Raw genomic sequence first — 21,992 nt, forward strand, 5'->3', positions numbered from 1 at the left:
GTCAGGGCCCCTGATCGAGGTTGTATGGCGCGACCAGTGGGTTGGATTTGGTGTAGGGGCTGGGGAACTGGCCGATGGTGCGGCCCCACTGCATTTCCAGCTCGGTCAGATCGCCCTCCCACCGGGTCCCGGTGAACAGTCCTTGGTCGATGCGGCTCAGGGTGAGGTCGACGACCGCGGTCATGTTCGCGTAGTCGCCGCGTTGCCACTTTTCGATCGTCTCGTTCGGGAAGGGGAAGGTCGGGATGAGGCTCAGCGCGCGGGTCATGCTGGGACCGGCGTTGGCCAGCGACTCCAGCACCGGCCCAATGTCTTTGAGTTCCTTGATCAGATTCTGCTTACTCTGCCCGACCGAGCTGACCACCAGTTCACTGAACTTGCCCAGCTGGTCGGCGGCTTCGGCGAGGTTCTGGCGTTCACTGTTGAGCACGGCCAGCGCCTCGGGCACCGTTGTGAGCGCCTTGTCGAGCACCGGCCGGTTCGCGGCGAGTGTGCCGGTCAGCCGGTTGAGGCTTTCGGTGGCGGCGATGATGTCGTCGGTCTGGTCGTTGACGTTGCCGGCGAAGGTGTCCAGCTCACCGATCAGGCTGCGCAGGTCCTGTTCCCGGCCGCGGAAGGCGGTGCTGAACGCCTCGGTGATGTCCTGGATCTGGGCCAGGCCGCCGCCGTTGAGCACGGTGGACACCGCGGCCAGGGTTTGTTCGACGGTGGGGTAGGCGCCTGCGTGCGAGAGCGGGATCAGTGATCCGTCGTGCAGCCGCCCCTGCGGCGGGCCGTCTTTGGGCGCGCTGAGTTCGATGTGCTGGGAACCCAGGATGCTGGTCAGGCCGATCGTGGCGGTGGCGTTGGCGGGCAGGTTGACGTCCGCGTCGAGCTGCATGGTGACCAGCGCGTGCCAGCCCTGAAGTTCGATCTTGGTGATGTGGCCCACCGTGGCGTCGCCGACCCGGACCCGCGAGTTGGGCTGAATGTTGTTGATATCGGGCATCTCTGCCTGGACGACGAACGAGCCCGGTCCGTCGCCGGTGGTTCCCGGCAGCGGCAGCGAGTTCAAACCGTGCCAGTCCCCGAGGCCACAGCCCGACAGTGCCGCCCCGATCGCCAGGTACGCCGCGGCGATCGGGGCGATCCGGCGCCACATCACGACCCACCGCCCGGGATGGTCATCATGCCGCTCAAGCCCGCCGACGGGTCGATCGGGATCGTCGCCTCAGCGGGCGCCGGAGCCGGTAGCGGAGCGGAAGCACTTGCCGGTGGCACGAAGTCGGGACGCAGCCAGTCCTCGCTGTAGGTGATCTCGTTGGGCCGCGCCTGGGTTCCGACCAGGAGATCCTCTCCGATGGGCGGGAAGTTGTACTGCCGGTTCTTGATGATCGGCGCCAGATACTGCACGCACAGCTTCGAGGCCTGTTCGGCGCCTAGCCGGGATGCCGCTTGAACGGCCCCGCACAGGAACGAGATCGGGTTGGCGAAGTTGTTGACCGCCAGCGCCCCGGTGAACGCACCGTTGGACGCCTCGTAGATGTTGGTGAAGTTGGCGACCGTCGTCGGCGCGATGTGCAAGGTCTGTTTGATGTCGTCGAGGCTCGCGTTGAGTGCGGTGCTGATCGAGGCGAGCTTGTCGGCGGTGGTTCCGATGGTGTCGCCGGTGTCGGCGAGAAATCCCCGGACATCGCCGATCGCGGAGGACATGTCGGTGAAGGCGTCGCCGATCTTGGTCGGATCGTCGGCCAGCAGACCGGTGACCGCGGCCAGGTTCTCGTTGAGCTGGGCGAGCACATCGCTGCTGCCGCGCAGGGCGGTGATGAGGACGGCGAGGTTCTTGAACGTCGCGAAAATGTCGCCGCTGTGATCGCCGAGCACCGACATCGCCTGGGACAGTTTGATGATCGTGTCGCGGATGGTGCCGCCCTGCCCGCGCAGGTTGTCGGCGGTGGTGTTGATGAAGGAGCCCAGGGTGCTGACGCCGCCGGGTGCGGTCGGCTTGAGCAGTTCGGTCAGCCGCTGCAACTGCTCGCGCACCTGATCCCATTCGACCGGCACTGCGGTGCGGGTGCGGGGGATGACTGCACCGTCGCGCAGCGTCGGGCCGCCGGTGTAGGCCGGAGTCAGCTGGATGGCGCGGCCGGTGACCAGCATCGGCGAGAGGATCGCGGCCTTGGCGTCAGCGGGGACTTTGTATTTGCGGTCGAACCAGAAGGAGATCTTCACCCCGTCCGGCTGGGGTTCGACGGTGGACACCTTGCCCACCGGTACACCGAGTATCCGCACGTCGTCACCGGGGAACAGCGCGATGCTGTTGTCGAAGTACCCGACGACGTCGGTGCGGTCGAGGCGGCCGGCCGTGCGCGCGACCACCACGAGTCCGGCGATCAGGGTCAGCGCCAGCACGGCGGCCAGCACGGCACGGGAATTGCGCAGCCTGGTCATTGCGCACCTGCCGGCTCACCGGGAGCGGGAACGTACACCGGCGACGGCGTCGGTTCCGGGGTGGACGCGATGCCGGGTGGCGCCTCGGCGGGCGGTCCCGGAGGCGGACCTCCCGGCGGCGGAGCCGGGAGCGGTTCGCGGTAGGGGTAGCGCGGGTCGCCGGGGTTTCCGGTGATCGCATCCGGCAGGTTCAGATGCGGATCGCCGCCCTGCCCGGTCCGCGGGTAGGGCACCGGTAGTGCAGGCGTAGCCGGTTGGCCCACTTGCGGATCGGTACGCAACGACGGCAGCAGGGTGGCCGGGTCCACCCCGAGGTCGGAGAACGCCGCGTCGATGAACGGCTGGACGAACTGACCGGGGAACAGGTTGGCCACGTAGGCCTTGAAGAATGGCCCGGACGACACCGACTCACCCAGCGACATCGCGTAGCTGTTGAGTCGCTTGATCGCATCCTGCACGCGTTCCTTGCGGTCGTCGACGATGGTGAGCACCCCGTTGAGCTTCTCCAGCGCCGGCTTGAGCTGGCCACGGTTCTCGGCGATGAACGCCTTGAGCTGCCGCGACACCGCCGAAATGTTGCGCCACACCCGATCCAGGCCCTCGCTCTGGGCGTTCAGCGCCACCAGCAGCGAGTTGGTCTGTCGGACGAGCAGGACGATCTGATCGGTGCGTTCGGCCAGCACATGGGTGGTCTTGGCCGCGTTGGCCAGTAGGTTGCGCAACTGGGCATCCTGCTTGTCGAGTGTCTCGGCGAATCGCGCCACCCCGACCACGGCGTTGTGCAAGTCCGGCGGGGTGTGGGCGAACGTCTCGGCCATGGTCGACAGCGACTGCGAAAGTTGTTCGGTGTCAAGACCGCTGATAGTGGTGGTCAGGTCACCGAGCGCGTCGGGAAGCTGGTAGGGCGAGGTGGTGCGCTCCATCGGGATCGGCCCGGTCAGCGTGCCGTCGCCGCGCGGGGTGACATCGAGCATCTTCGTGCCGAGCAGGCCCTTGGTCTTGATCGCGGCCAGGGTGCGCTGGCCGAGCTGAACGTCGTCGTTGATCCGGAAGGTGACCAGCACCTGCGGCCCGTCGAGTTCGATACCGGACACCTTGCCTACCGGCAGTCCCGACACCTCGACGGTCGCGCCGGTGAACAGCCCACCGGCCTCGGCGAAGTAGGCGGAATAGTTGTGGCCCGGGTTGAGGAACGGCAGCTTCTGCCAGTTCAACGCGCCCGTCACGATTGCGGCGACGACGACGGCGCCGACGATCCCGAGGGTGAACGGGTTGCGTTCGGAGAACGATTTCACTTCGGCGTGCACCGTCCCGTGTCCTGGCCGGCCACCTTCACGAAAACCGGCTGTCCGCCTTTGCCATTGAGCTTCAACACCAAGTCGCACAGGTAGAAGCTGAAGAAGTCGCCGTACATGCCTTGGCGCTGCAGCGCCCGGTACTTGTCGGGCAGCGTGTCGATGAGCCGTTCCAGGTATTCGTGATCGGCCACCGCAATCGAGGAGACCCGGTCGGTTTCTCTGACCACCTTCTGGAAGGGGCCGCGGGCCTGGGTGAGCAGATCGGCGACGGTGGCGGCCGCGGCGCTGGTGTGGCTGAAGGCGGCGGCGAGGTCGCTCTTGCGGGCGTTGAGTCCCTCGATCAGGCCGGCGAGATTGGTGACGGCTTTGTCCAGCTGCGTGCTCTGGCTGCCGAGTGAGCCAAGGACGGCGTCGAGGTTGGTGACCACCTCGCTGATCAGCCTGTCGCGGTCGGCCAGGGTATTGGTCAGGACGGCGGCCTGGTTCAGGAACGAGCCGATGGTGGCGCCCTGTCCCTGCAACGCGTGGTCGAGCTGGTTGCTGAGTGCGTTCACTTGGTCGGGGCTCAGCGCGCGGAACAGGGGCTTGAAACCACCGATTACCGAGTCCAGGTCCAGCGCGGGCGCGGTGCGTTCGACGGGTATCGTCTGGCCGGGCTGGAGTCGCTTGACTCCGCCGGTGCCCTCGTCCAGGGCCAGGAATCGCCCGCCGATCACGTTGTCATAGCGGATGATTGCGCGGGTTCCTTCGGTCAGCACCACCGCGTCGGCGGCGGAGAACTGCACCCGCACTGTGGCGTCGCGGTTGATCGCGATGTCCTCGACCTTGCCGACCTCGACGCCGGCGACCCGGACGAAATCACCCTTCTTCAGGCCGGTGACGTTGGTGAACACCGCGTTGTACGAGGTGCCGGTGTTGAACCGGAACTGCGCGAAGATGGCCAGCAGCGCTACGGTGCCGAACAGGCACACCGTCAGGAAGATGCCGAGGCGCCAGATCGCGCCCCCCAGGTTGTCCCTCACGGCTGCTCTCCTGTCGGCGATCCCGATTGTGGTTGTGCCGCAGCAGGTTCCGGCGCGGGGGGAACACCCGGCCACAGCGGGACACCGCCGGGCCCGTACCAGGCCGCGCCATAGGGGGGCATGCCGGGCCCCGGATCCGGGCCGGGGGCGGGCCCGGGCAGGCACTGACGAATACTCGGGGGCTGCGGAATCCCTCGGGTCACCGGGAACCAGTCGGCCCAGCACGGATGCCCCAGGCCAGGATTGGGCCGCACATCGAGTCCAGTTCCCCAGCCGGTGTTGGTGATCAGCTGGCGCACCGGGAAGTTCTTGGTGGCATCCGGCAGTGATCCGCAGCCGGGCTTGCCGCCGGGGCCGCCCTTGGCGGCGACGATCGGCAGATTGTCCGGGTACTGGTAGGGGTCGTTGCCCAGCAGCAGTGCGACGTCGAAGACCGCTGATTTGCCATTCGCGCCGGCCCAGGCGTCGTAGCCGCCGTGCTCGAGCGTCCACGTCGCGCCCTGCAGCCAGCAGGTGTAGACGGGGTTGTACTTCAACAGCAGGTTAGTGGTGGGCTCCAGGATCTCGGTTGCGCGCACCAGATCGTCGCCGCTGGCCGCCAGCAGGTCGCGTCCGGACTGGGAGAAGCCGATCGTGTTGAGCAGTAACGTGTCCAGCGACTTCGACCGGGTGGCGACGGTGGTGCTGAATGTGCTGGAGGCGTTGAGGATTGCCACGATGTCGGGTGCTGCCGCGGCGTAGGTGTCGTTGAAGTCCTTGAAGGACCGCAAGTCGGCGCGGATGGTGTCGCTGCGTTCGTTGAGCGCTGTGAGGACCTGGTTGAGATCGGTGGTGGCCGCACCGATCCGGGGGCCTTGCCCGCGCACCCCGTCGGCGACGGCGGTCAGCACGGCGTTCAGCTTGGCGGGATCGACAATGTCGAGCAGGTTGACGACGTTTTCGAAGACCGTGTTGACCTCCGTGGTGACGTTGCCCGATTGCAGCACCGCTCCCGCCGCCAGCCGCTGTGGGTTGGGGTCGGCCGGATAGACCAGGTCGACGAACTTGGCGCCGAAGACGGTGGTGGATCTGATCTGCGCGGAGACGTTGGCCGGGATGTAGCGGAGCTGGTCGGGGTCGATTTCCAGGCGCAGGCTGGTTGGGCCCTGCCCGCCGTCGATGTCGGCGACGCGGCCCACCTGGACCCCGCGCATCTTCACCTTGGCGCCGGTCTCCATCACCAGCCCGGCCCGCTCGGAGGTCACCGTCACCGGCACCGAGGAGCGGAAGGTCCCCGCGAATGCTGTTGCGGTGACGAAGAAGAAGGCGCCGACCGCCACCACCAGCAGGACAGTCCACCAGCCGTCGGGGAGACGGTCTTCACCGGGTCGGGGTTCCATTGCTACCCGGCCAGATTGAAGTTGCCCGACTGGCCATAGACGGCCAGCGAGATCATTACGATCTCGACGGCCGCGACCACCATCGAGGTGCGAACCGCGCGCCCCACCGCTTCGCCCACACCCGCCGGACCGCCCTTGGCGGTAAAGCCGTAGTAGGTGTGGACCAGCATGATCACCACGGTCATCGCAACCGACTGCATGAACGACCAGATCACGTCGGTGGGGTTGAGGAAGGTGTTGAAGTAGTGGTCATAGACACCGGAGCCCTGACCGTAGATGGCGACCGTGCCGGTGCGGGCGGCCAGGAACGCCATCATGACCGCGATGCAATACAGCGGGACGACCACGATGACACCGGCCAGCACCCGGGTGGAGGCCAGATATGTGACCGACCGGATACCGATGACCTCGAGCGCGTCGATCTCCTCGTTGATCCGCATCGCACCGAGCTGGGCGGTGGCACCGGCCCCGATGGTGGCTGACAGGGCCACCGAGACGGTGCCGGGGACGATGAGTCGGACGTTGAAGAACGCCGACGCGAATCCGGTCAGCGCTTCGAAACCCACCGAGGCCAACTGGTTATAGCCCTGCACCGCGACCAGTGCGCCGGTGGTCATGGTCAGGAAGCCGACGATCGCGACGGTCCCGCCGACCACCGCCAGGGCGCCGGCGCCGAGTCCCATCTGCGCGATGAGCCGCAGCAGCTCCTTGCGGTAGCGGGTCACCGCCTCCGGGATGGCCGTCAGTGTCGTGACGTAGAACCGGGTTTGGGCGCCGACGCGGTTCCAGCCGTCGGCGATGCCTTGCATGCTGCTGGCCAGCTTCGGATGCAATCTGCTGGGGGCACTGAGACTCACCGGGGCGCCCTCATCCCACCGTGAACTGGATGCCCACGGCGGTCACGATCACATTGATCGCGAACAACACCATGAAGGTGAACACGACGGTTTCGTTGACGGCATTGCCCACGCCGGCCGGGCCGCCGCCCACCGAAACGCCTTTGTAGCAGGCGATGAGGCCGGCCGACAGCCCGAACAGAGTGGCTTTGGTGAGCGAGACGACGACATCGCCCATGCCGGTCAGCAGGGTCAGGCCGGCGGCGAAGGCGCCGGGGGAGACGTGCTGGATGTAGACGCAGAAGATGTAGGCACCGGTCAGCCCGGCCAGGATCACCGTCGCCGACAAGGCCAGCGCCACCGTGGTGGCTGCGAGCACCCGCGGAACCACCAGTGCCTGAATGGGATTGATGCCCATCACCCGCAGCGCGTCGAGTTCCTCCCGGATTGTGCGGGCGCCGAGGTCGGCGCACATGGCGGTGGCGCCGGCGCCGGATACGACGAGCACCGTCACGATCGGCCCGATCTGGTTGACCGTGCCGACGGCGGCTCCGGTGCCGGAGAAGTCCGTCGCGCCGAACTCACCGAGCAGGATGTTGAAGGTGAAGACCAGCAGCACTGAGTAGGGCAGGGTGAGCATCAGGGCGGGCAGCACCGAAACCCGGGCCACGAACCAGGTTTGCAGCAGGTACTCGCGCCAGGCGAATGGTGGGCGGAACATCAGCACCAGGGTGTCCATCGACATGGCGATGAACCCGCCGAACGCCCGTACGGGCTTGGCCAGGGGGAGTGTCGCGGTCACGACCTGCCGCCCGGTGCCGAGGCGGTCGGCACTCCGGGTTCGACGATGATGGCCGGCGGCATGGCGGAACGCTATCGCGAGCGTTGCTGTGGGTGCTGCTCCTCTATCGGGGCGATTTCGTACCCCTAAAGAGTTAGCCGTGCCCGCGGCGCGGCAGATCTGCGTTCTTCGGAATCGACCGCAATCGCCGACGGCATAGCGTGGCAGCGGTCCAGCATCGTCTAGGCGGGTTGCGCGCTGAGGCCGACGCTAGCGGGTCGGGCTGCCGCCCGGCAGCCGGACCACCTGGACGAAGAATTCGTCGATCTGACGCACTGCGCTCATGAACTGGTCGAGGTCGACCGGCTTGGTGACATAGGCGTTGGCGTGCAGCTTGTAGCTGCGCAGGATGTCCTCCTCGGCGGAGGACGTCGTCAGCACGACGACGGGGATGGTGCACAGGTCGTTGTCGGACTTGATCATCTCGAGCAGTTGACGGCCGTCGTATTTGGGTAGGTTCAGGTCGAGCAGGATGAGGTCGGGACGCGGGGCGTCCGCGAACTCGCCGCGCCGGTAGAGGTAGTCCAGGCCCTCCTGCCCGTCGTGCACGACGTGCAGTGTGTTGCTGAGTTTGTTGTGCTCGAATGCTTCCCGGGTGATCAGCTCGTCTCCAGGATCGTCCTCGATGAGCAGGACGTCGATCGCGCGACCCTTGTCGGTCATGAAACGTTTCCTTCCACTTGCGGTTCGGGGTGGGGGGTGGTCATGACGGGCAGCGTGAAACGGAAGCGGGTGCCGCCGCGGTACGTCGTGTCGATCCAGATGGTGCCGCCGTGGTACTCGATGATCTTCTTGACCAGTGCCAGACCGATACCCGTGCCGGCGTAGGCGTCGCGGCCGTGCAGCCGCTGGAAGATCACGAACACCTTGTCGACGAACTCGTCTTCTATTCCGATGCCGTTGTCGGAGAAGGTGAACATCCACTGCCCGGCGTGCTCGCCGGAGCCGGGCTGACAGTCGATGGAGATGCGGGGCGCCTGGTCGTCACGGCGGAATTTGACCGCATTGCTGACCAGGTTCTGCCACAGCATGGTCAGCAGGGTCGGATCGCCCAGCACCCGCGGCAGCGGCGCCGAGCCGGTGATCTGCGCACCGGTCTCCTCGACCGAGGTGGCGACGTTGCCCACGGCGGCGTCCAGCACCGATTGCAGGTCGACCTCCACCAGGGTGGCGTTGAGCCGCCCCACGCGAGAGAACGTCAGCAGGTCGTTGATGAGGACCTGCATGCGCTTGGCGCCGTCGACGGCGAAATCGATGTACTGCGTGCCGCGTTCGTCGAGCTGATCGCCGTAGCGTCTCTCCAGCAGCTGGCAGAAGGAGGCCACCTTGCGCAGCGGCTCCTGCAGATCGTGGGAGGCGACGTAGGCGAACTGCTCGAGTTCGGCATTCGAGCGGCGCAACTCGGCAGCTTGCTCGTCCAGTTGCAGCCGTGCCGCGCTGGAGGCTTCGAGCTCCTCGACGATGCGTCGGCGCATGTCTTCGACATCGGTGGCGATGGCGCGGATGTCCTTGGGGCCCTGAGGATCGATGCGCTCGGCAAAGTTGCCGTTCGTGATCCGCCGGCAGGCCGCGGCGAGTGATTCCAGGGGGCGGGTGACCGCATTGCGAACCAGGATCGCCAGCGCGAACCCGGTAACCAGGAAGGCCGAGATCATGGCGGCCAGAATTCGGTCGCGCCAGGTGCGGACGTTTTCGAGTTCGTTGACCGCGTCTGATCGGGCTGTGGCCAGATCTTGGTTCTGCTTATCGAAAAGAGTTCTCAGCGAGTCGAATTGGACCTTGCCGGCCTCGGCGGTCGAGCTGGCCACGGCGTTAGATGATCCGGGCCGCACACTGGCGATCAGGGGCTCGGCGTAGCGGGCGCGCCACTGCGCGCTGGCCTGCTCGATGGCGTCCAGGTCCCCGATCAACGACGCCTGGCCATCCAGCAGTCGCCGAATGTCCTGGGCGGCAGCGGTTTCCGTGCGCTGGCCGTCGTAGTAGGGCGCCAGGAATTGCGAGTCGGTGGCGATGGCATATCCGCGTACGGCGGTTTCCTGGTCACGCAGTGCGGCTTGCAGCTGGTATGCGGCGACCCGAGCGGGCTGGATCTGCTCGACCAGCCGTCGGCTTGTGTCGTCTGTTCGTTGCAGCAGCAGCGCCGCGACCAGTGCTGCACCGAGCACGACCACACCCACCACCACCAGGATGAGGTTGAGCCAGCCGCGCACCGTCATGCCAGACAGCCGGGTGCCTGCCACCTCTTTCACCCGCGCGTCCGTTCGATCCGCAGCACGGCGATGTCGTCGCTGATCCCACCGTGCGATTGGGCACGGCGTTCGGCGCCTTCGATGAGTGCGTCGACGAACTCCTGGCCTGGCAGCGTGGCCAACGAACGGGCTAACTGCAGCAGGCCGTCCTCGCCGAGCCGTTGTTCACCGACACCGGCGTGCCCCTCGAAGAGGCCGTCGGTGAGCAGCACCAGCCCGTGGCCCTCCGGTAGCTCCAACTCGTTCTGCGGCCATTGCTGGGCGCCCAGACCCAGTGCCGGGCCGGGCTCCGGTTCGAGCCATTCGACGGTGCCGGGACCGTGCAGCAGCATCCCCGGGTGACCCGCGCGGACAGCGGTGAAGCCCAGCTTGTCGGGCCACAGGGCGACGCTGAGCACCGTCGCGAAGATGCCGGTACCGGCCCGCTCGGCGCGCAGGATCTGCTCCAGGCGGCGCATCCGCTCGTTGCCGCGAAGGCCGGCGAAGGTCAGCGCGCGCCAGGCTATCCGCAGCGCGGCGCCCAGGGCCGCCTCGTCGGGGCCGTGGCCGGCCACGTCGCCGACCATGACGTGCACCGTGCCGTCGGGGGTCTGGACCACGTCGTAGAAGTCACCGCCCAGGAGCGCGTTCTCACGGCTAGGGCGGTACTGGGTGACGATGTCGACACCGGGGTTCTCGTCGAGCAGCGGCAGGGGCAGCAGGGCGCGTTCTAGCCGGGCGTTCTCCTGGGCCCGCACCTGACTGGTGTGCAGGTCGACGGCGGTCAACTCGGCCCGCTTGCGCTCGATGGCATACAACAGCGACCGGTGCAACGTCTCGGGTTCGACCAGGCCCTTGACCAAGTAGTCCTGGGCCCCCGACGCCATTGCCGAAATTCCGAAGTGTTCGTCATTGAGGCCGGTGAGCACGACGATCGGCAGCGCCGCGTCGCGCTTGGCGATGCGGTCGACGGCCGAAATGCCGTTCGCGTCGGGCAGGTTGAGGTCCAGCAGCACACAGTCGGGGCGCGAGCCGGATAACTTCTCTTCCGCCGCGGACATCGAGGGTGCCCAGTCCACCGTGATATCGGCACCGGCGTCGGCGATCAGTTCTTCCACCAGCACGGCATCGGCTTCATCGTCTTCGATCAGCAGCAACGCGATCGGCCGCTGGTTGGCTCCGGCGAAGCCGGAGGGGTTCAGCACCTGCGGGTCATAGGGTGCGCGCATAGGCCATGAATCCTCACGTGAGACCGGCCGCGCTTTGACCTGTGAACTCTTTGAACAACAAATTGACTCTACCGGCTGGTGTCCGCGGCACCCAACCCGCGCAGGTAGCGGTTCCGTTCAGCGGCGTGCCGAGCCGGTCAATGCCTGTCCGTCGGCACTCAGCAGCAGGCAGATCACCGTGCTCGGGTAGGGGTTGTTCGCGGTCCGGTCTTGGTCGGAGTCGATCAGGTAGCTGGTCGTGTACCGGCCCGCCTCGGCCGCCGTCGCGGTGTAGCTCGTCAAGCCGGTGGCACAGTCCTTCTCGGCCACCTCGGCCAGCGCCGCGTTCACCGGCAGCGGAGCACGGAGGTAGGTCTCGGCGCGATGGGGGCCTGCGCAGTCGATGACGCTGACCATCACCACGGCGGGATCCGACGGCGGTGGGTCGGCCAGGCAGTCACCGCGGTTGAGATCGATCCACTTGACCATGCGGGGCGCTCGCGCGGGCGGCGCGGCGGCGACTGCGGTCGGCGTGGTCGGCGCCGCGGTGGTCGCTGTCAGGGTGGCGGTGGTGTCGGGGCTGCCCCCGCACGCTGCCAACGTGGTCGCGGCGAGACCGGCCGCCGCGGCCTGTACCAACTTCCGCATCGGCGTGCCCCTTTCTGGCGGCGATACCGACGTGTTTACCGCACGGGGGCAACCGGGTACAGACATCTTCGATGAAAACGCTCGAGATGGTTACGCGTGTGGCATTCGCGGGAGCGGTGGCCGCATCGGTGCTCGTCATCGGCGCCGGGGCGGCCCAGGCAGACCCGCCGGGTCCACCCGGACCGCCGGTGATCCCGGGCGGCCCGTCGGGGCCCGGCGCCAACGTCGGCGGCCCCGATAACCCGCTGCCGCCCGGGCAGGGATATCAGCCGCCACCCGGGCATCTCGCCCAGATCGACGGGGTCGTGCCGGTGTGGGCACCGCCGGCGCCGCCGCCACCGCCGTGGGCGCCCTGGCTACCGGTGGTCTGGAACCCCGATCTACCGGCCTGGGGTGTGTGGTGGAACGGCGGGTTCATTCGACTCTGAGGCGTCAATCGAAGTTGCGGTCGCGCAGGAACTCCAGCAGTGCGGGGTCCGCGGAACTGAACCGGTCGACTTCCTCACCGCCGTCGCAGCGGTAGAGCCCGATGGTCACCGTGGCGTGCTGGCGGTCGATCACCGCCCAGTGTGCCCCGGCGTCCTCCCATCGCCGTAATACGGCTATCGCATCATCGCCCATGGATCCATCATGACCGTGCGATGATGCGCGGTATGCGGCTCGGGTTGCACGCGTTGGGCATCGGCACGGGCGCCGACGCCGCCGTGATCGCAGCGGTGGCCATCGCCGCCGAGCAGCGCGGGTTCGCCACCCTGTGGTCGGGCGAGCACGTCGTGATGGTGGACGAGTCCGTCTCGCGGTATCCGTACGCCGATGACGGCAAGATCGCCGTGCCCGCCGCGGCGGACTGGATCGATCCGATGATCGGCCTGTCGTTCGCCGCCGCCGCGACCACGACCATCGGCATCGCCACCGGTGTGCTGCTGCTGCCCGAACACAACCCGGTGATCGTGGCCAAGCAGGCCGCGAGCCTCGACCGGCTCAGCGGGGGGCGGTTCTCACTCGGCATCGGAATCGGTTGGTCCCGTGAGGAATTCGATGCGCTCGGTGTCCCGTTCCAGCGCCGCGCCGCCCGCGCCGCGGACTACGTGGCGGCGATGCGCACCATCTGGCGCGATGACATCGCCTCCTATACAGGCGAGTTCGTCAACTTCACCGCGATCCAGGTCAATCCCAAGCCGTTACGCGATCGTCGCATCCCAATCTTGTGCGGCGGTAACAGCGAGGCCGCACTGGGGCGGGTCGCGCGCTGGGGTGACGGCTGGTACGGCTTCAACCTGCTCGACGCCGACGATGTCGCCGCCAAGGTCTCGACACTGCGGCGGCTGTGCGCCGACGCGGGTCGTGACCCCGCGCAGTTGCGGCTTTCGGTGGCGCTGCGCCAACCGCGCCCGTCCGACGCGACCCGTCTGGCACAGTTGGGCGTCGACGAACTCGTGCTCGTGGGCTCACCACCACAGGACCCGGATGAGGCGGCCGGCTGGATCGCCGAGCTTGCCGGCGGTTGGCAGTAAGGGGAGGCAGTGCAGCATTCGATGGCGGTCGCGGCAGCGGCGGTGTTCGTCTGGCTGGGGATGGTGCTGGCCATCTCCTTCCTGGAGGCGCCGCTGAAGTTTCGTGCCCCCGGGGTGACGGTTCAGCTCGGACTGGGAATCGGCCGGCTGGTGTTCCGCGCGCTCAACGTTTGTGAGGTCGTCCTCGCTGCGGTCGTGGTGGTCGCGCTGGTGGTCGGCACGCCGAGCACCGGTGTCACCGCCGCGATCCTGGTGGCCATCGGTGCGCTGCTGAGCCAGGTGATCGGCGTGCGGCCGTACCTGACCCGTCGCTCCGACGCGGTGTTGGCCGACGCCGGTCAGGCCGAGGGCGGCCGTTCGCGCGCGCATTACGTCTATGTCGTGTTTGAAATCGTCAAGGTGGTGGCACTGTTGGTGGGCGGCGCTCTGCTGCTCAATCTGTGAGAACGTGGAGGACCTGATGGACTCGGTTTCGCTGTCCCAACTCGCCGACGAACAGCTGGCTGCTGCGCGGTCCTCGAACAGCGGGCGCGCCGCCCGTACCGTGCACGGCGGCCACGACCATCAACTCCGTCAGACCCTGATCGCCTTGGCCGCCGGCCGCGATCTCAGCGAACACCACACGCCGGGGGAGACCACGCTGCAGGTGCTGCGTGGCCATGTGCGGTTGACGACGGCCGACGACGGGTGGGACGGACTGGCCGGCGATCTGTTGGTGGTTCCGCGCGAACAACACGGCCTGCACGCCGTCGACGACTCGGTGATCCTGCTGACCGTGCTGGCCGACAGCTAATCGTTTAGTAACGGTAGTCGGCCAGGTCGGTCGCGCCGGAGCGCACGGCGCCGTCGAGCATGAGCAGGGCGGGCACCATCTCCGAGGTGACCAGCCCGTGGCGACCGGTCACCTCGTTGACGATGTCGAAACACCGGGCGATGACCTCTGGGGTGTCGACCACGATCGTGCTCACCGGAACCTGGCGACCGTACTGAATCACCTTGTCGCCGTGCGGTTTATGGTTGCCGTGGAAACCCCAGATGCCGCGCAGCACGGTCGCGCCGCTGGCGGTGTGCGATTCCCACAGCCGACGGATCAGGGCCCGGTGGATGGGCACGCCGTCGTGGTGGGCGGATTCGGAGGTGTAGATGGTCAGCTTCTGCCGCAGTTCGCGCCCGCCGGCGTCCACGGCGGGCAGGGCCGGCGGGCGGGACAGCAGCTGGCCGTCACGTTTGCACACCTGAATGCGCTCCACCGTGGCCAGCGGCTGGTAGAGCATCGTCTCCAGCTCGGGCAGCACCTGCTGCACCTGTGTGGCGGTGCCGACGGCCAGGATCGTGATCGGCACGTCGAGGTTGCTGCTGAAGAACCGGGCCCGGCGGCGCTGGCCGTGCGCGGTGCCGTCCACCCCGAGGAACACGGTGGCCCCGGCGAAGTGGTGGCGGTGCAGCAGGTCGCACACCGCGTAGAACGCCGCCGCTCCGTTGACACGGCGGCGACGGCCGATGTAGATCGTGAGTTTGACGGCGTCGCCCCCGTCGGGCAGCGGCGCCCCCGACAGGGTCGAGCCCAGCAGGCGCGCCCGTTCCAGGGTGATCAGGCCGCGGGTCGTCATCCCGACGACCTCGTCCACCAGTGCGGCGATCGTCGCCTCGGTGTCCACCGCCGTGACGGCGACGGGCGGATCCTCCGACAGGGTTAGCGATTCGTCGCTGCGGATGATGTGGCGCGGGCCGAAGCTGGCGATGCCGCGCAGCAGCACGCTGGTGGCCACCTGGCGTTGGGCGTACAGGTCGAGGATGGCTTCGGCGGTGAAGCGCGACCCGGTGCGCTGACGCTCCCCGAAGTAGGTGGTCAGCTTGAGGTAGGTGCCGCTCACAGCAGGCTCGCAATCCACTGGCCCAGCATCGCAGCGGCGATTCCGAGGACCACGCTGACGACCAGATTGGTGATCGCCCGCCCGATCTGGCGCTCCTCGGTGAGCCGCTGAGTCTCCAGCATCCAGGTGGAGAAGGTGGTGTAGGCACCGACGAAGGCGGTGCCGGCCAGCAGCGCGGCGCTGTGGCTCAGCGTGAGTCCGGTGATGAAACCCAGCAGCACCGCGCCGCTGATGTTGACGGTCAGGGTGCCGAACGGAAAGGAGCGTGCCGCCCGGCGGGCCACTGCGCGGTCGACCATGAACCGGGCCACCGATCCCAGCCCCCCAATGACGAGCACCCCGGCCCATACGGCGACGTTCACGCGCGCACCCTGACCCGGCGCACCAGAACCGTCGCCAGGTAGACGGCCAGCAGGCCGGCGGCGATGCTGGCGACGGTGTACCCGGCGGCCAGGCCGTAGTGGTGGTGCTCGATCATCCTCAACGTCTCGACCTGCATGGTGGAAAACGTCGTCAGGCCACCGCACAGGCCGGTGCCCAGCAGTGGGCGGCGGTAGCTGGACACCGGCAGCCGTTCCAGCAGTCTGGTGGTGAAGTAGCCCAGCAGGAAGGCGCCGACGATGTTGACGATGAACGTCGGCCATGGCCAGCGTCCCGGGTCGGTGACCATCAGCGTGGCCAGGCCCGCGCGCGCGACGGTGCCCAGCGCGCCGCCGGCGAACACGGCGGCCAGCTCGCGGTTGTCATGTCCGAACACGGGCTACCCCCTTAACCGTTAGTGAATCCGCGAGCAAGTATCGCCCGCAGAGAGGCAGAATTGGCGCCATGGCGGCTAACCCCCGCGCCGGCAAGCCGGCGCTTCCCGAAGACCTCGTCGATCTGCCCCACCTGGTGACCGCGTATTACACGGTCGAGCCCGACCCCGACAACATCGACCAGCAGGTGGCGTTCGGTACGTCGGGGCATCGCGGCTCCAGTCTCGACGGGGCGTTCAACGAGGCGCACATCGTGGCCACCACGCAAGCGATTGTGGAGTATCGGGCCGGCCAGGGCACCACCGGGCCGCTGTACATCGGTCGTGACACCCACGGCCTGTCCGAGCCGGCCTGGGTGTCGGCGCTGGAGGTGCTGGCCGCCAACGACGTTGCGGTGATGATCGATTCGGCTGATCGCTATACCCCGACCCCGGCGGTCAGTCATGCGATCCTGACCTACAACCGCGGGCGCAGCACTGAGCTCGCCGACGGCATCGTCGTCACCCCGTCGCACAACCCGCCGCGTGACGGCGGCTTCAAATACAACCCGCCCAACGGCGGGCCCGCCGACACCGACGCCACCGGCGCGATCGCCAAGCGCGCCAACGAGATTCTGCGGGGCGGGCTGGCCGACGTGAAGCGGGTTCCGCTCGCGCGGGCCCTACGCAGCGCGCAGCGCCACGACTACCTCGATGCCTACGTCTCCGATCTGCCCAACGTGGTCGACATCCACGCCATCCGCGCCGAGAAGATCCGCATCGGGGCCGACCCGCTGGGCGGGGCCAGCGTCGACTACTGGGCCGCCATCGCCGAGCGGCACGATCTGGACCTGACCGTCGTCAACCCGTTGGTCGACGCGACGTGGCGGTTCATGACGCTGGACACCGACGGCAAGATCCGGATGGACTGCAGCTCACCCAACGCGATGGCCTCGCTGATCGCCAACCGGGAGGCCTACCAGATCGCCACCGGAAACGACGCCGACTCCGACCGGCACGGCATCGTCACCCCCGACAGTGGGCTAATGAACCCCAACCACTACCTGGCCGTGGCGATCGACTACCTGTACTCGCACCGGCCGGACTGGCCGGCCAGTGTGGCGGTGGGCAAGACCGCCGTCAGCTCGTCGATCATCGACCGGGTGGTGGCCGGGCTGGGCCGAAAACTGATCGAGGTGCCCGTCGGCTTCAAGTGGTTCGTCGACGGATTGATCGGCGGCACAATCGGTTTCGGTGGTGAAGAGTCGGCCGGTGCATCCTTCCTGCGCCGCGACGGATCGGTGTGGACCACCGATAAGGACGGCATCATCATGGCGCTGCTGGCCTCGGAGATCCTGGCGGTCACCGGGACCTCGCCATCACAGCGCTACGCCGAGCTGGCCGCCAAGTACGGTGCGCCGGTCTACGCCCGGGTCGACGCACCGGCCAACCGGGAGCAGAAGGCGCGGCTGGCCAAGCTGTCCCCGGAGCAGGTCAGCGCCACCGAGCTGGCCGGCGAGCCGATCACCGCCAAGCTGACCACCGCGCCGGGCAACGGCGCGCCGCTGGGTGGGTTGAAGGTCACCACGGCCGACGGCTGGTTCGCCGCTCGCCCGTCGGGCACCGAGGACGTCTACAAGATCTACGCCGAGTCGTTCAAGGGACCCGAGCATTTGGCGCAGGTGCAGGAAGCCGCCCGTGAGGTGGTGAATACAGTCATTGCGTGAGTTCCGTCGCGGAGGGTGACTGTCCCCCGGAAGCCGAGGCCAAGCTTCCGCGGGAAGTCTGGGTTCTGATCGCCGCCAACGCGGTCATCGCCCTCGGGTATGGCGTCGTCGCGCCGGTGTTGCCGCACTTCGCCCGTAATTTCGGGGTGAGCATCAGCGCGGCGACGTTCGTCATCACCGCCTTCGCGTTGATGCGGCTGCTGTTCGCGCCCGCGTCGGGGCTGCTGGTGCAGCGGCTGGGAGAGCGGCGCATCTATGTCAGCGGCCTGCTGATCGTGGCGCTGTCGACCGGGGCGTGCGCGTTCGCCCACACCTACTGGCAGCTGCTGGTGTTCCGGGCGCTGGGTGGCATCGGCTCGACGATGTTCTTCATCTCGGCGCTGGGCTTGATGATCCGGATCAGCCCGCACAACGCCCGCGGCCGGGTGGCCGGGATGTTCTCCAGCGCGTTCCTGGTCGGGTCGGTGGCCGGCCCGCTGCTGGGCAGCCTGACCGCGGGACTGGGCCTGGCCGCGCCGTTCCTCATCTACGGTGTCGCCCTGCTGATCGCCGCGGCGGTGGTGTTCATCAGCCTGCGGCACTCGCATCTGGCCGCCCCCGCGGCGGTGGACGAGCTGACCGTGACGGTCCGGGTGGCGCTGCGCCACCCGGCTTACCGGGCAGCGTTGCTGTCGAACTTTGCGACGGGCTGGTCGGCGTTCGGGCTGCGGGTGGCGCTCGTGCCGTTGTTCGTCACCGAGGCGCTGCACCGCGGGCCGGGCGTCGCGGGTGCGGCGCTGGCCACCTTCGCCGCCGGCAATGTGGCCGCGGTGATCCCGTCGGGGCGGCTGTCTGACCGGACGGGGCGGCGGTCGCTGCTGATCACCGGCCTTGCGGTGTCGGGGCTGACGACGGCGGTGGTGGGGGCGGCGACGTCGCTGCCGGTGTTCCTGGTGGGTGCGTTCATCGCGGGCGCGGGTACCGGGGTGTTCACCTCACCGCAGCAGGCTGCGGTGGCCGACATCATCGGCAAGGCCCGTGGCGGCACCGCGGTCGCGACGTTCCAGATGATGTCGGATCTGGGCTCGATTGTCGGCTCGCTGGGGGTGGGGGAGATCGCCCAGCACCTGTCGTTCGAGTGGGCGTTCGCGGTCAGCGGGCTGATCCTGGTGCTGGCGGCTGTGGGCTGGTTGTTGGCGCCGGAGACCCGCGACTAGGTCTGGGCAGACCGGGCGATCTGGCTGGCGTAGTAGCGGTCGAGGAAGCCGTGCAGGATCAGTTCGTGGGTTCGCGCGGCTGAGCGCAGCAGCCGGATGGCGTGCAGGTGGTTGAAGCTGTACAGCAACTGCGACGGCGGCACCGTGAGGACCGCGCGGCGGTCCCGATCCGCGAGCTCGGCGAGCAGGGGAGCGGTCTGTTCGGATCGCTGTCGGAACACCTCGCGTGCGGGTTCGTAGGGATGGTTGCTGGTGTCGTCGAGCAGGGTGGTGAGCTCGGTGCGCTCAGCGCGCCAGCGGCGGGCGATGCCGGATTCGAGGTGGGGCGCGTTCGGGTATTCGCGCCGGTAGCCGGCGGCGCCTGTCCTGGCCCAGTCGCGGCGCTGCGGCAGCGTCAGTCCGGCATCGGCGAGCAATCGGTCGGTGGCGTACAGGCATAACCTCCAGCGGGCGTCCAACCCGGCGTCCCGGTCGTCGAGCATGCTCAGGACTCTCAGTACGGCGGCACTGTCGGCGGCGTGTATCCGTTCGGCCAACTCGATGCCGGCGTCGCCGCCGTAGCGTTCGATCTCGCGGTCGTAGGTGTCCAGTGTCACCTTCCAGACGGTGCCCTCGTCGAGGTGGGGATCCAGCGCGGCGGTGAGCGCGGGCAGGGCGTACTCGCGCAGCGTCGCCGGGTCGCCATGCAACCGGATCCGCAGGTGATGGTCGGGGTCGGCGTAGCGCAGAAAGAACCACTGATCGACGACCTCAGTCTGGCGCAGTTGGGCGAGGACCGGTCCGATGGTGTCGGTGAGGATCTCATCGCCGGAAGCGGTGCCGGTGTAGATCTTGAGATACAGCCATTCGGTGCCCGGCGGGAAGGTTCGCCGCAGTCGTGGTCTGGGCCGGAGGCTGGCGGCAGGCGCAGGGTCGGCTTCGCGCAGGAAGGGCACGATCAGTTCGTGGGCGAAGTGACCCTGCGGTCCGGCGGCGATCCGGCTGGGCAGGACTTCCTCGATGATTGCCGTGGTCTGGCCGCGCAGCACTTTGGCGGCCGCGGCGGTCAGGGCGGGGCTGGAGGTGTCGACGTAGAGCCGGTTGTCGCCGTCGGCGATGAGGACTTCGGTGGGCAAGCCGCGTTCGCGGGCCAGGGCGGCCCAACCGGCGGAGGCGTCGGCCGTGGTCAGGGCGGCCAGTTCGGCGGCACTGAGCCGCCACCGCGAGCGGGAGAGCACCAGCCGTCCGGCCGTCACCCGGGGCAGCGTCGGGGCCTCCGACAGGGCACCCCAGTCCCAGCCGAGGTTTCCGGCGACACCGTCACCCTGCAGCGCGGCCAGGAACCGGTAGACCCCGAAGCCCAGTCCGGTGTTATGGGCGGTGGTCAGACGCGGCCGGACTTCGGCGTCCAACCGCGCGCAGTGCAGGACCAGGCGCTCGCGCTCGAGTCGCACGGTGAGTTCGTCGACGGATAGCTGACGATCCGCGGGCGCCCCGGAACGGCCCAACAGGACCAGTTCATAGTCCCGCAGGACCGGTCGCGACAGAATGTTGGCGATCCGCCCCTCGGGCAGGTGGACGACCTCGGCGAACACCACCCCGGGGGCGTGCGCTTCTTCGGCGCGCAGATGCGTGCGAACGGCCGCCTCCAGGCGGGGATCGCCGTGGCAGAACCTGCCGAGCAGCTGCGCGCCCGACGGTCCGTAGACGTTGTGGATCTCAACGCCGTCGTCGAGCACGGTGGCGGTGACGGCGAGCGCGTCGGGAAGCGGCGGCGGGTCGGCGGTGGCGAGACGGTCGATGGCGTCGGCGTCGAGTTCCAGGCTCGCCGCGCCGGAGTCGCGGGTGCGGATCAGCAGGTCGAGCAGAACCCCGTCGCGAAAGGTGAATGCCCGCTCGGGGGGCAGTCCGCCCAGATCGATGCCGGCGAGCAGCGGGGACTGGTCGGCGGCCGGGTGTTTCGACGGGTTGAACCCGACGCCCAACTCCTCGTCGAGGGCCTCCATCAGCGGGACCGCCCGATCCTCGTAGCGCGCCCGGAACGCCTCTTTGAATCGCCGCAGCGACGCGTTGGGAGCGGTGGGGCAGACTCGATGCAACAGTGTGATGGCCTCGTGCAGTTGCCGGACCACGTCACCGCCCAGCGTCAGTCCCGACCCGGCCCGGTGCAGATCGACCTGGACTAGTCGGGACTCCTCGCCGCCGCCAGCCAGTTCCAGCAGGGTTTCGGACAGGCCCGCGTAGGCCTCCGGAGGGTTGCCCAGGCCGGCGGCGTCAAGGGCGGCCAGATCCGCACCCACCCGGTCCAGGGCCGCCACGGTGTCGGCGAAACCCTGGCCTCGCAGCGACGCCGTCACGTGTGCCAGCGGTTCGGTGCCGGTGACGGCGGGCTCGGCCATCGCCGTCAAGACCTGGGCGTCGACCAGGGCATCGACGTAGCTGCGCACCTCGTCACGGTCAAAACCGGTATCGGACGAGAGCGCCTCGATGACCTCGTCGACGGTGGCTCCACCGGAGGCGGCCCGGATCGCCGACTGCAGCGTCGCGTCGTCCTCGACGACCACCAGGTGGTGGCTGCGGTGGCCGTCGCGCACCCGGCTGTCGATGAGACGCCAGGCGCCGGCGGCGCGGTAGCGGCTGGAGTTCGGCTCGACCGCCATCCGGGCGCGGGTCTCGGGGTCGGCCAGCAGCCTCTCCACCAGGGTGGCCAACACAGCGGTATCCGGACGACTGCGGCGCACCGTGCCGTCGGGGCCGTCGACCACCAGCTCGGTCGTATCGCTCACCAATCCCGTCGCGCAGCTGGCGAACAGCCCGAACGGCGTCGCCCGACTGCACATCCGCACCAGGTATGCGGTGACGGCGGCGGCCAGCCGGGGATCTGGGGTGCCGGCCGTCCAGCGGCGCATCAGAGCCGGCGAGGCCAGGTGCAGCGCTTCGGTGACTGCCGGTAGCGCGGCCAGGTTGTGTGCGTAGCGGGGATCGGCGCGCAGGCGGTCCAGTTCCTCCCACGGCAGCAAGGGTGCGCGCAGTACGAAAAAACCACTGGGACGCAGTGATTCAGCCATGGCGCCACCGT

The 21,992-nt window shown here is 68.2% G+C and carries 22 protein-coding genes; 6 read left to right on the plus strand and 16 right to left on the minus strand.

The window, feature by feature from the left end:
- Position 1: 1 nt before the first annotated feature.
- From ADBZ9K_RS15085 to ADBZ9K_RS15135, 11 genes are all read right to left on the minus strand, one after another.
- Positions 2–1,141: a virulence factor Mce family protein gene (locus tag ADBZ9K_RS15085; protein ID WP_526621793.1), complete on the minus strand. Its 1,140-nt coding sequence runs from the start codon at positions 1,139–1,141 to the stop codon at positions 2–4.
- Complete coding sequence (locus ADBZ9K_RS15090; RefSeq protein ID WP_526621794.1) at positions 1,141–2,430, minus strand: virulence factor Mce family protein; 1,290 nt, start codon at positions 2,428–2,430, stop codon at positions 1,141–1,143. The genes ADBZ9K_RS15085 and ADBZ9K_RS15090 overlap by 1 nt, the downstream gene beginning before the upstream one ends.
- On the minus strand, positions 2,427–3,737 hold the full coding sequence (locus ADBZ9K_RS15095) for an MCE family protein (protein WP_526621796.1): 1,311 nt from the start codon (positions 3,735–3,737) through the stop codon (positions 2,427–2,429). The genes ADBZ9K_RS15090 and ADBZ9K_RS15095 overlap by 4 nt, the downstream gene beginning before the upstream one ends.
- On the minus strand, positions 3,722–4,750 hold the full coding sequence (locus ADBZ9K_RS15100) for an MCE family protein (RefSeq protein ID WP_526621798.1): 1,029 nt from the start codon (positions 4,748–4,750) through the stop codon (positions 3,722–3,724). The genes ADBZ9K_RS15095 and ADBZ9K_RS15100 overlap by 16 nt, the downstream gene beginning before the upstream one ends.
- Entirely contained in the window at positions 4,747–6,129 is a 1,383-nt protein-coding gene (locus tag ADBZ9K_RS15105; RefSeq protein ID WP_526621800.1) for an MCE family protein, read from the minus strand. Before ADBZ9K_RS15105 ends, ADBZ9K_RS15100 begins: the two co-directional genes overlap by 4 nt.
- Positions 6,130–6,131: 2 nt before the next feature.
- Positions 6,132–6,938 carry an MlaE family ABC transporter permease gene (locus ADBZ9K_RS15110; RefSeq protein WP_526622672.1) on the minus strand — a complete coding sequence of 269 codons (807 nt, stop codon included), beginning with the start codon at positions 6,936–6,938 and terminating at the stop codon, positions 6,132–6,134.
- A gap of 58 nt (positions 6,939–6,996) precedes the next feature.
- Positions 6,997–7,710, minus strand: a complete 714-nt coding sequence (locus ADBZ9K_RS15115; RefSeq protein ID WP_526622674.1) for an MlaE family ABC transporter permease — start codon at positions 7,708–7,710, stop codon at positions 6,997–6,999.
- A gap of 306 nt (positions 7,711–8,016) precedes the next feature.
- A complete protein-coding gene (locus ADBZ9K_RS15120) occupies positions 8,017–8,469 on the minus strand; it encodes a response regulator (protein WP_526621801.1) in 453 nt (150 codons plus the stop codon).
- Complete coding sequence (locus tag ADBZ9K_RS15125) at positions 8,466–10,022, minus strand: sensor histidine kinase (protein ID WP_526622676.1); 1,557 nt, start codon at positions 10,020–10,022, stop codon at positions 8,466–8,468. The genes ADBZ9K_RS15120 and ADBZ9K_RS15125 overlap by 4 nt, the downstream gene beginning before the upstream one ends.
- A gap of 29 nt (positions 10,023–10,051) precedes the next feature.
- Positions 10,052–11,263 carry a PP2C family protein-serine/threonine phosphatase gene (locus tag ADBZ9K_RS15130; protein WP_526621802.1) on the minus strand — a complete coding sequence of 404 codons (1,212 nt, stop codon included), beginning with the start codon at positions 11,261–11,263 and terminating at the stop codon, positions 10,052–10,054.
- A gap of 117 nt (positions 11,264–11,380) precedes the next feature.
- The gene (locus tag ADBZ9K_RS15135; protein WP_526621804.1) at positions 11,381–11,890 is read right to left on the minus strand and encodes a hypothetical protein; all 510 of its coding nucleotides are present in this window, start codon (positions 11,888–11,890) and stop codon (positions 11,381–11,383) included.
- Between the two features lie 98 nt (positions 11,891–11,988).
- Here ADBZ9K_RS15135 and ADBZ9K_RS15140 point away from each other — a divergent pair, with 98 nt between their 5' ends.
- On the plus strand, positions 11,989–12,318 hold the full coding sequence (locus ADBZ9K_RS15140) for a hypothetical protein (protein WP_526621806.1): 330 nt from the start codon (positions 11,989–11,991) through the stop codon (positions 12,316–12,318).
- A gap of 4 nt (positions 12,319–12,322) precedes the next feature.
- On the opposite strand, the gene ADBZ9K_RS15145 is transcribed toward ADBZ9K_RS15140, so the two are convergent.
- Positions 12,323–12,511, minus strand: coding sequence for a hypothetical protein (locus ADBZ9K_RS15145; RefSeq protein WP_526621807.1), 189 nt, complete (start codon positions 12,509–12,511; stop codon positions 12,323–12,325).
- Positions 12,512–12,543: 32 nt separating this feature from the next.
- On the opposite strand from ADBZ9K_RS15145, the gene ADBZ9K_RS15150 reads away from it, so the two are divergent.
- The 3 genes from ADBZ9K_RS15150 to ADBZ9K_RS15160 are packed head-to-tail and all read left to right on the plus strand — an operon-like array spanning position 12,544 to position 14,197.
- Complete coding sequence (locus ADBZ9K_RS15150; protein ID WP_526622678.1) at positions 12,544–13,404, plus strand: LLM class F420-dependent oxidoreductase; 861 nt, start codon at positions 12,544–12,546, stop codon at positions 13,402–13,404.
- Positions 13,405–13,413: 9 nt separating this feature from the next.
- Positions 13,414–13,848 carry a hypothetical protein gene (locus ADBZ9K_RS15155; protein ID WP_526621809.1) on the plus strand — a complete coding sequence of 145 codons (435 nt, stop codon included), beginning with the start codon at positions 13,414–13,416 and terminating at the stop codon, positions 13,846–13,848.
- Between the two features lie 16 nt (positions 13,849–13,864).
- The gene (locus tag ADBZ9K_RS15160; protein WP_526621811.1) at positions 13,865–14,197 is read left to right on the plus strand and encodes a cupin domain-containing protein; all 333 of its coding nucleotides are present in this window, start codon (positions 13,865–13,867) and stop codon (positions 14,195–14,197) included.
- Between the two features lie 4 nt (positions 14,198–14,201).
- Here the strand turns inward: ADBZ9K_RS15160 and ADBZ9K_RS15165 are convergent, their stop codons facing one another.
- From ADBZ9K_RS15165 to crcB (ADBZ9K_RS15175), 3 genes are read right to left on the minus strand one after another with little or no spacing between them, the layout of a single operon-like run.
- Complete coding sequence (locus ADBZ9K_RS15165; protein WP_526621813.1) at positions 14,202–15,278, minus strand: putative PII-like signaling protein; 1,077 nt, start codon at positions 15,276–15,278, stop codon at positions 14,202–14,204.
- Positions 15,275–15,640, minus strand: coding sequence for a fluoride efflux transporter CrcB (crcB, locus tag ADBZ9K_RS15170; RefSeq protein ID WP_526621815.1), 366 nt, complete (start codon positions 15,638–15,640; stop codon positions 15,275–15,277). Before crcB (ADBZ9K_RS15170) ends, ADBZ9K_RS15165 begins: the two co-directional genes overlap by 4 nt.
- The gene (crcB, locus tag ADBZ9K_RS15175; RefSeq protein WP_526621816.1) at positions 15,637–16,035 is read right to left on the minus strand and encodes a fluoride efflux transporter CrcB; all 399 of its coding nucleotides are present in this window, start codon (positions 16,033–16,035) and stop codon (positions 15,637–15,639) included. The genes crcB (ADBZ9K_RS15170) and crcB (ADBZ9K_RS15175) overlap by 4 nt, the downstream gene beginning before the upstream one ends.
- 68 nt (positions 16,036–16,103) lie before the next feature.
- Here crcB (ADBZ9K_RS15175) and pgm point away from each other — a divergent pair, with 68 nt between their 5' ends.
- Complete coding sequence (pgm, locus tag ADBZ9K_RS15180; protein ID WP_526621818.1) at positions 16,104–17,738, plus strand: phosphoglucomutase (alpha-D-glucose-1,6-bisphosphate-dependent); 1,635 nt, start codon at positions 16,104–16,106, stop codon at positions 17,736–17,738.
- The gene (locus ADBZ9K_RS15185; protein WP_526621820.1) at positions 17,735–18,934 is read left to right on the plus strand and encodes an MFS transporter; all 1,200 of its coding nucleotides are present in this window, start codon (positions 17,735–17,737) and stop codon (positions 18,932–18,934) included. Before pgm ends, ADBZ9K_RS15185 begins: the two co-directional genes overlap by 4 nt.
- On the opposite strand, the gene ADBZ9K_RS15190 is transcribed toward ADBZ9K_RS15185, so the two are convergent.
- On the minus strand, positions 18,931–21,981 hold the full coding sequence (locus tag ADBZ9K_RS15190) for a thiopeptide-type bacteriocin biosynthesis protein (RefSeq protein ID WP_526621822.1): 3,051 nt from the start codon (positions 21,979–21,981) through the stop codon (positions 18,931–18,933). The genes ADBZ9K_RS15185 and ADBZ9K_RS15190 overlap by 4 nt on opposite strands.
- Positions 21,982–21,992 lie beyond the last annotated feature (11 nt).

Source organism: Mycobacterium sp., from assembly GCF_965229265.1.
Taxonomy (GTDB): domain Bacteria; phylum Actinomycetota; class Actinomycetes; order Mycobacteriales; family Mycobacteriaceae; genus Mycobacterium.

What these genes read in the sequence shown, in the direction of transcription:
- ADBZ9K_RS15110 (WP_526622672.1), bottom strand. Translation starts at nt 6,938, where the DNA reads ATGCAAGGCATCGCCGACGGCTGGAACCGCGTCGGCGCCCAAACCCGG.
- ADBZ9K_RS15160 (WP_526621811.1), top strand. Translation starts at nt 13,865, where the DNA reads ATGGACTCGGTTTCGCTGTCCCAACTCGCCGACGAACAGCTGGCTGCT.
- ADBZ9K_RS15085 (WP_526621793.1), bottom strand. Translation starts at nt 1,141, where the DNA reads ATGTGGCGCCGGATCGCCCCGATCGCCGCGGCGTACCTGGCGATCGGG.
- ADBZ9K_RS15190 (WP_526621822.1), bottom strand. Translation starts at nt 21,981, where the DNA reads ATGGCTGAATCACTGCGTCCCAGTGGTTTTTTCGTACTGCGCGCACCC.
- ADBZ9K_RS15130 (WP_526621802.1), bottom strand. Translation starts at nt 11,263, where the DNA reads ATGCGCGCACCCTATGACCCGCAGGTGCTGAACCCCTCCGGCTTCGCC.
- ADBZ9K_RS15115 (WP_526622674.1), bottom strand. Translation starts at nt 7,710, where the DNA reads ATGTCGATGGACACCCTGGTGCTGATGTTCCGCCCACCATTCGCCTGG.
- ADBZ9K_RS15090 (WP_526621794.1), bottom strand. Translation starts at nt 2,430, where the DNA reads ATGACCAGGCTGCGCAATTCCCGTGCCGTGCTGGCCGCCGTGCTGGCG.
- ADBZ9K_RS15135 (WP_526621804.1), bottom strand. Translation starts at nt 11,890, where the DNA reads ATGCGGAAGTTGGTACAGGCCGCGGCGGCCGGTCTCGCCGCGACCACG.
- ADBZ9K_RS15145 (WP_526621807.1), bottom strand. Translation starts at nt 12,511, where the DNA reads ATGGGCGATGATGCGATAGCCGTATTACGGCGATGGGAGGACGCCGGG.
- ADBZ9K_RS15125 (WP_526622676.1), bottom strand. Translation starts at nt 10,022, where the DNA reads ATGACGGTGCGCGGCTGGCTCAACCTCATCCTGGTGGTGGTGGGTGTG.
- ADBZ9K_RS15105 (WP_526621800.1), bottom strand. Translation starts at nt 6,129, where the DNA reads ATGGAACCCCGACCCGGTGAAGACCGTCTCCCCGACGGCTGGTGGACT.
- pgm (WP_526621818.1), top strand. Translation starts at nt 16,104, where the DNA reads ATGGCGGCTAACCCCCGCGCCGGCAAGCCGGCGCTTCCCGAAGACCTC.
- ADBZ9K_RS15120 (WP_526621801.1), bottom strand. Translation starts at nt 8,469, where the DNA reads ATGACCGACAAGGGTCGCGCGATCGACGTCCTGCTCATCGAGGACGAT.
- ADBZ9K_RS15150 (WP_526622678.1), top strand. Translation starts at nt 12,544, where the DNA reads ATGCGGCTCGGGTTGCACGCGTTGGGCATCGGCACGGGCGCCGACGCC.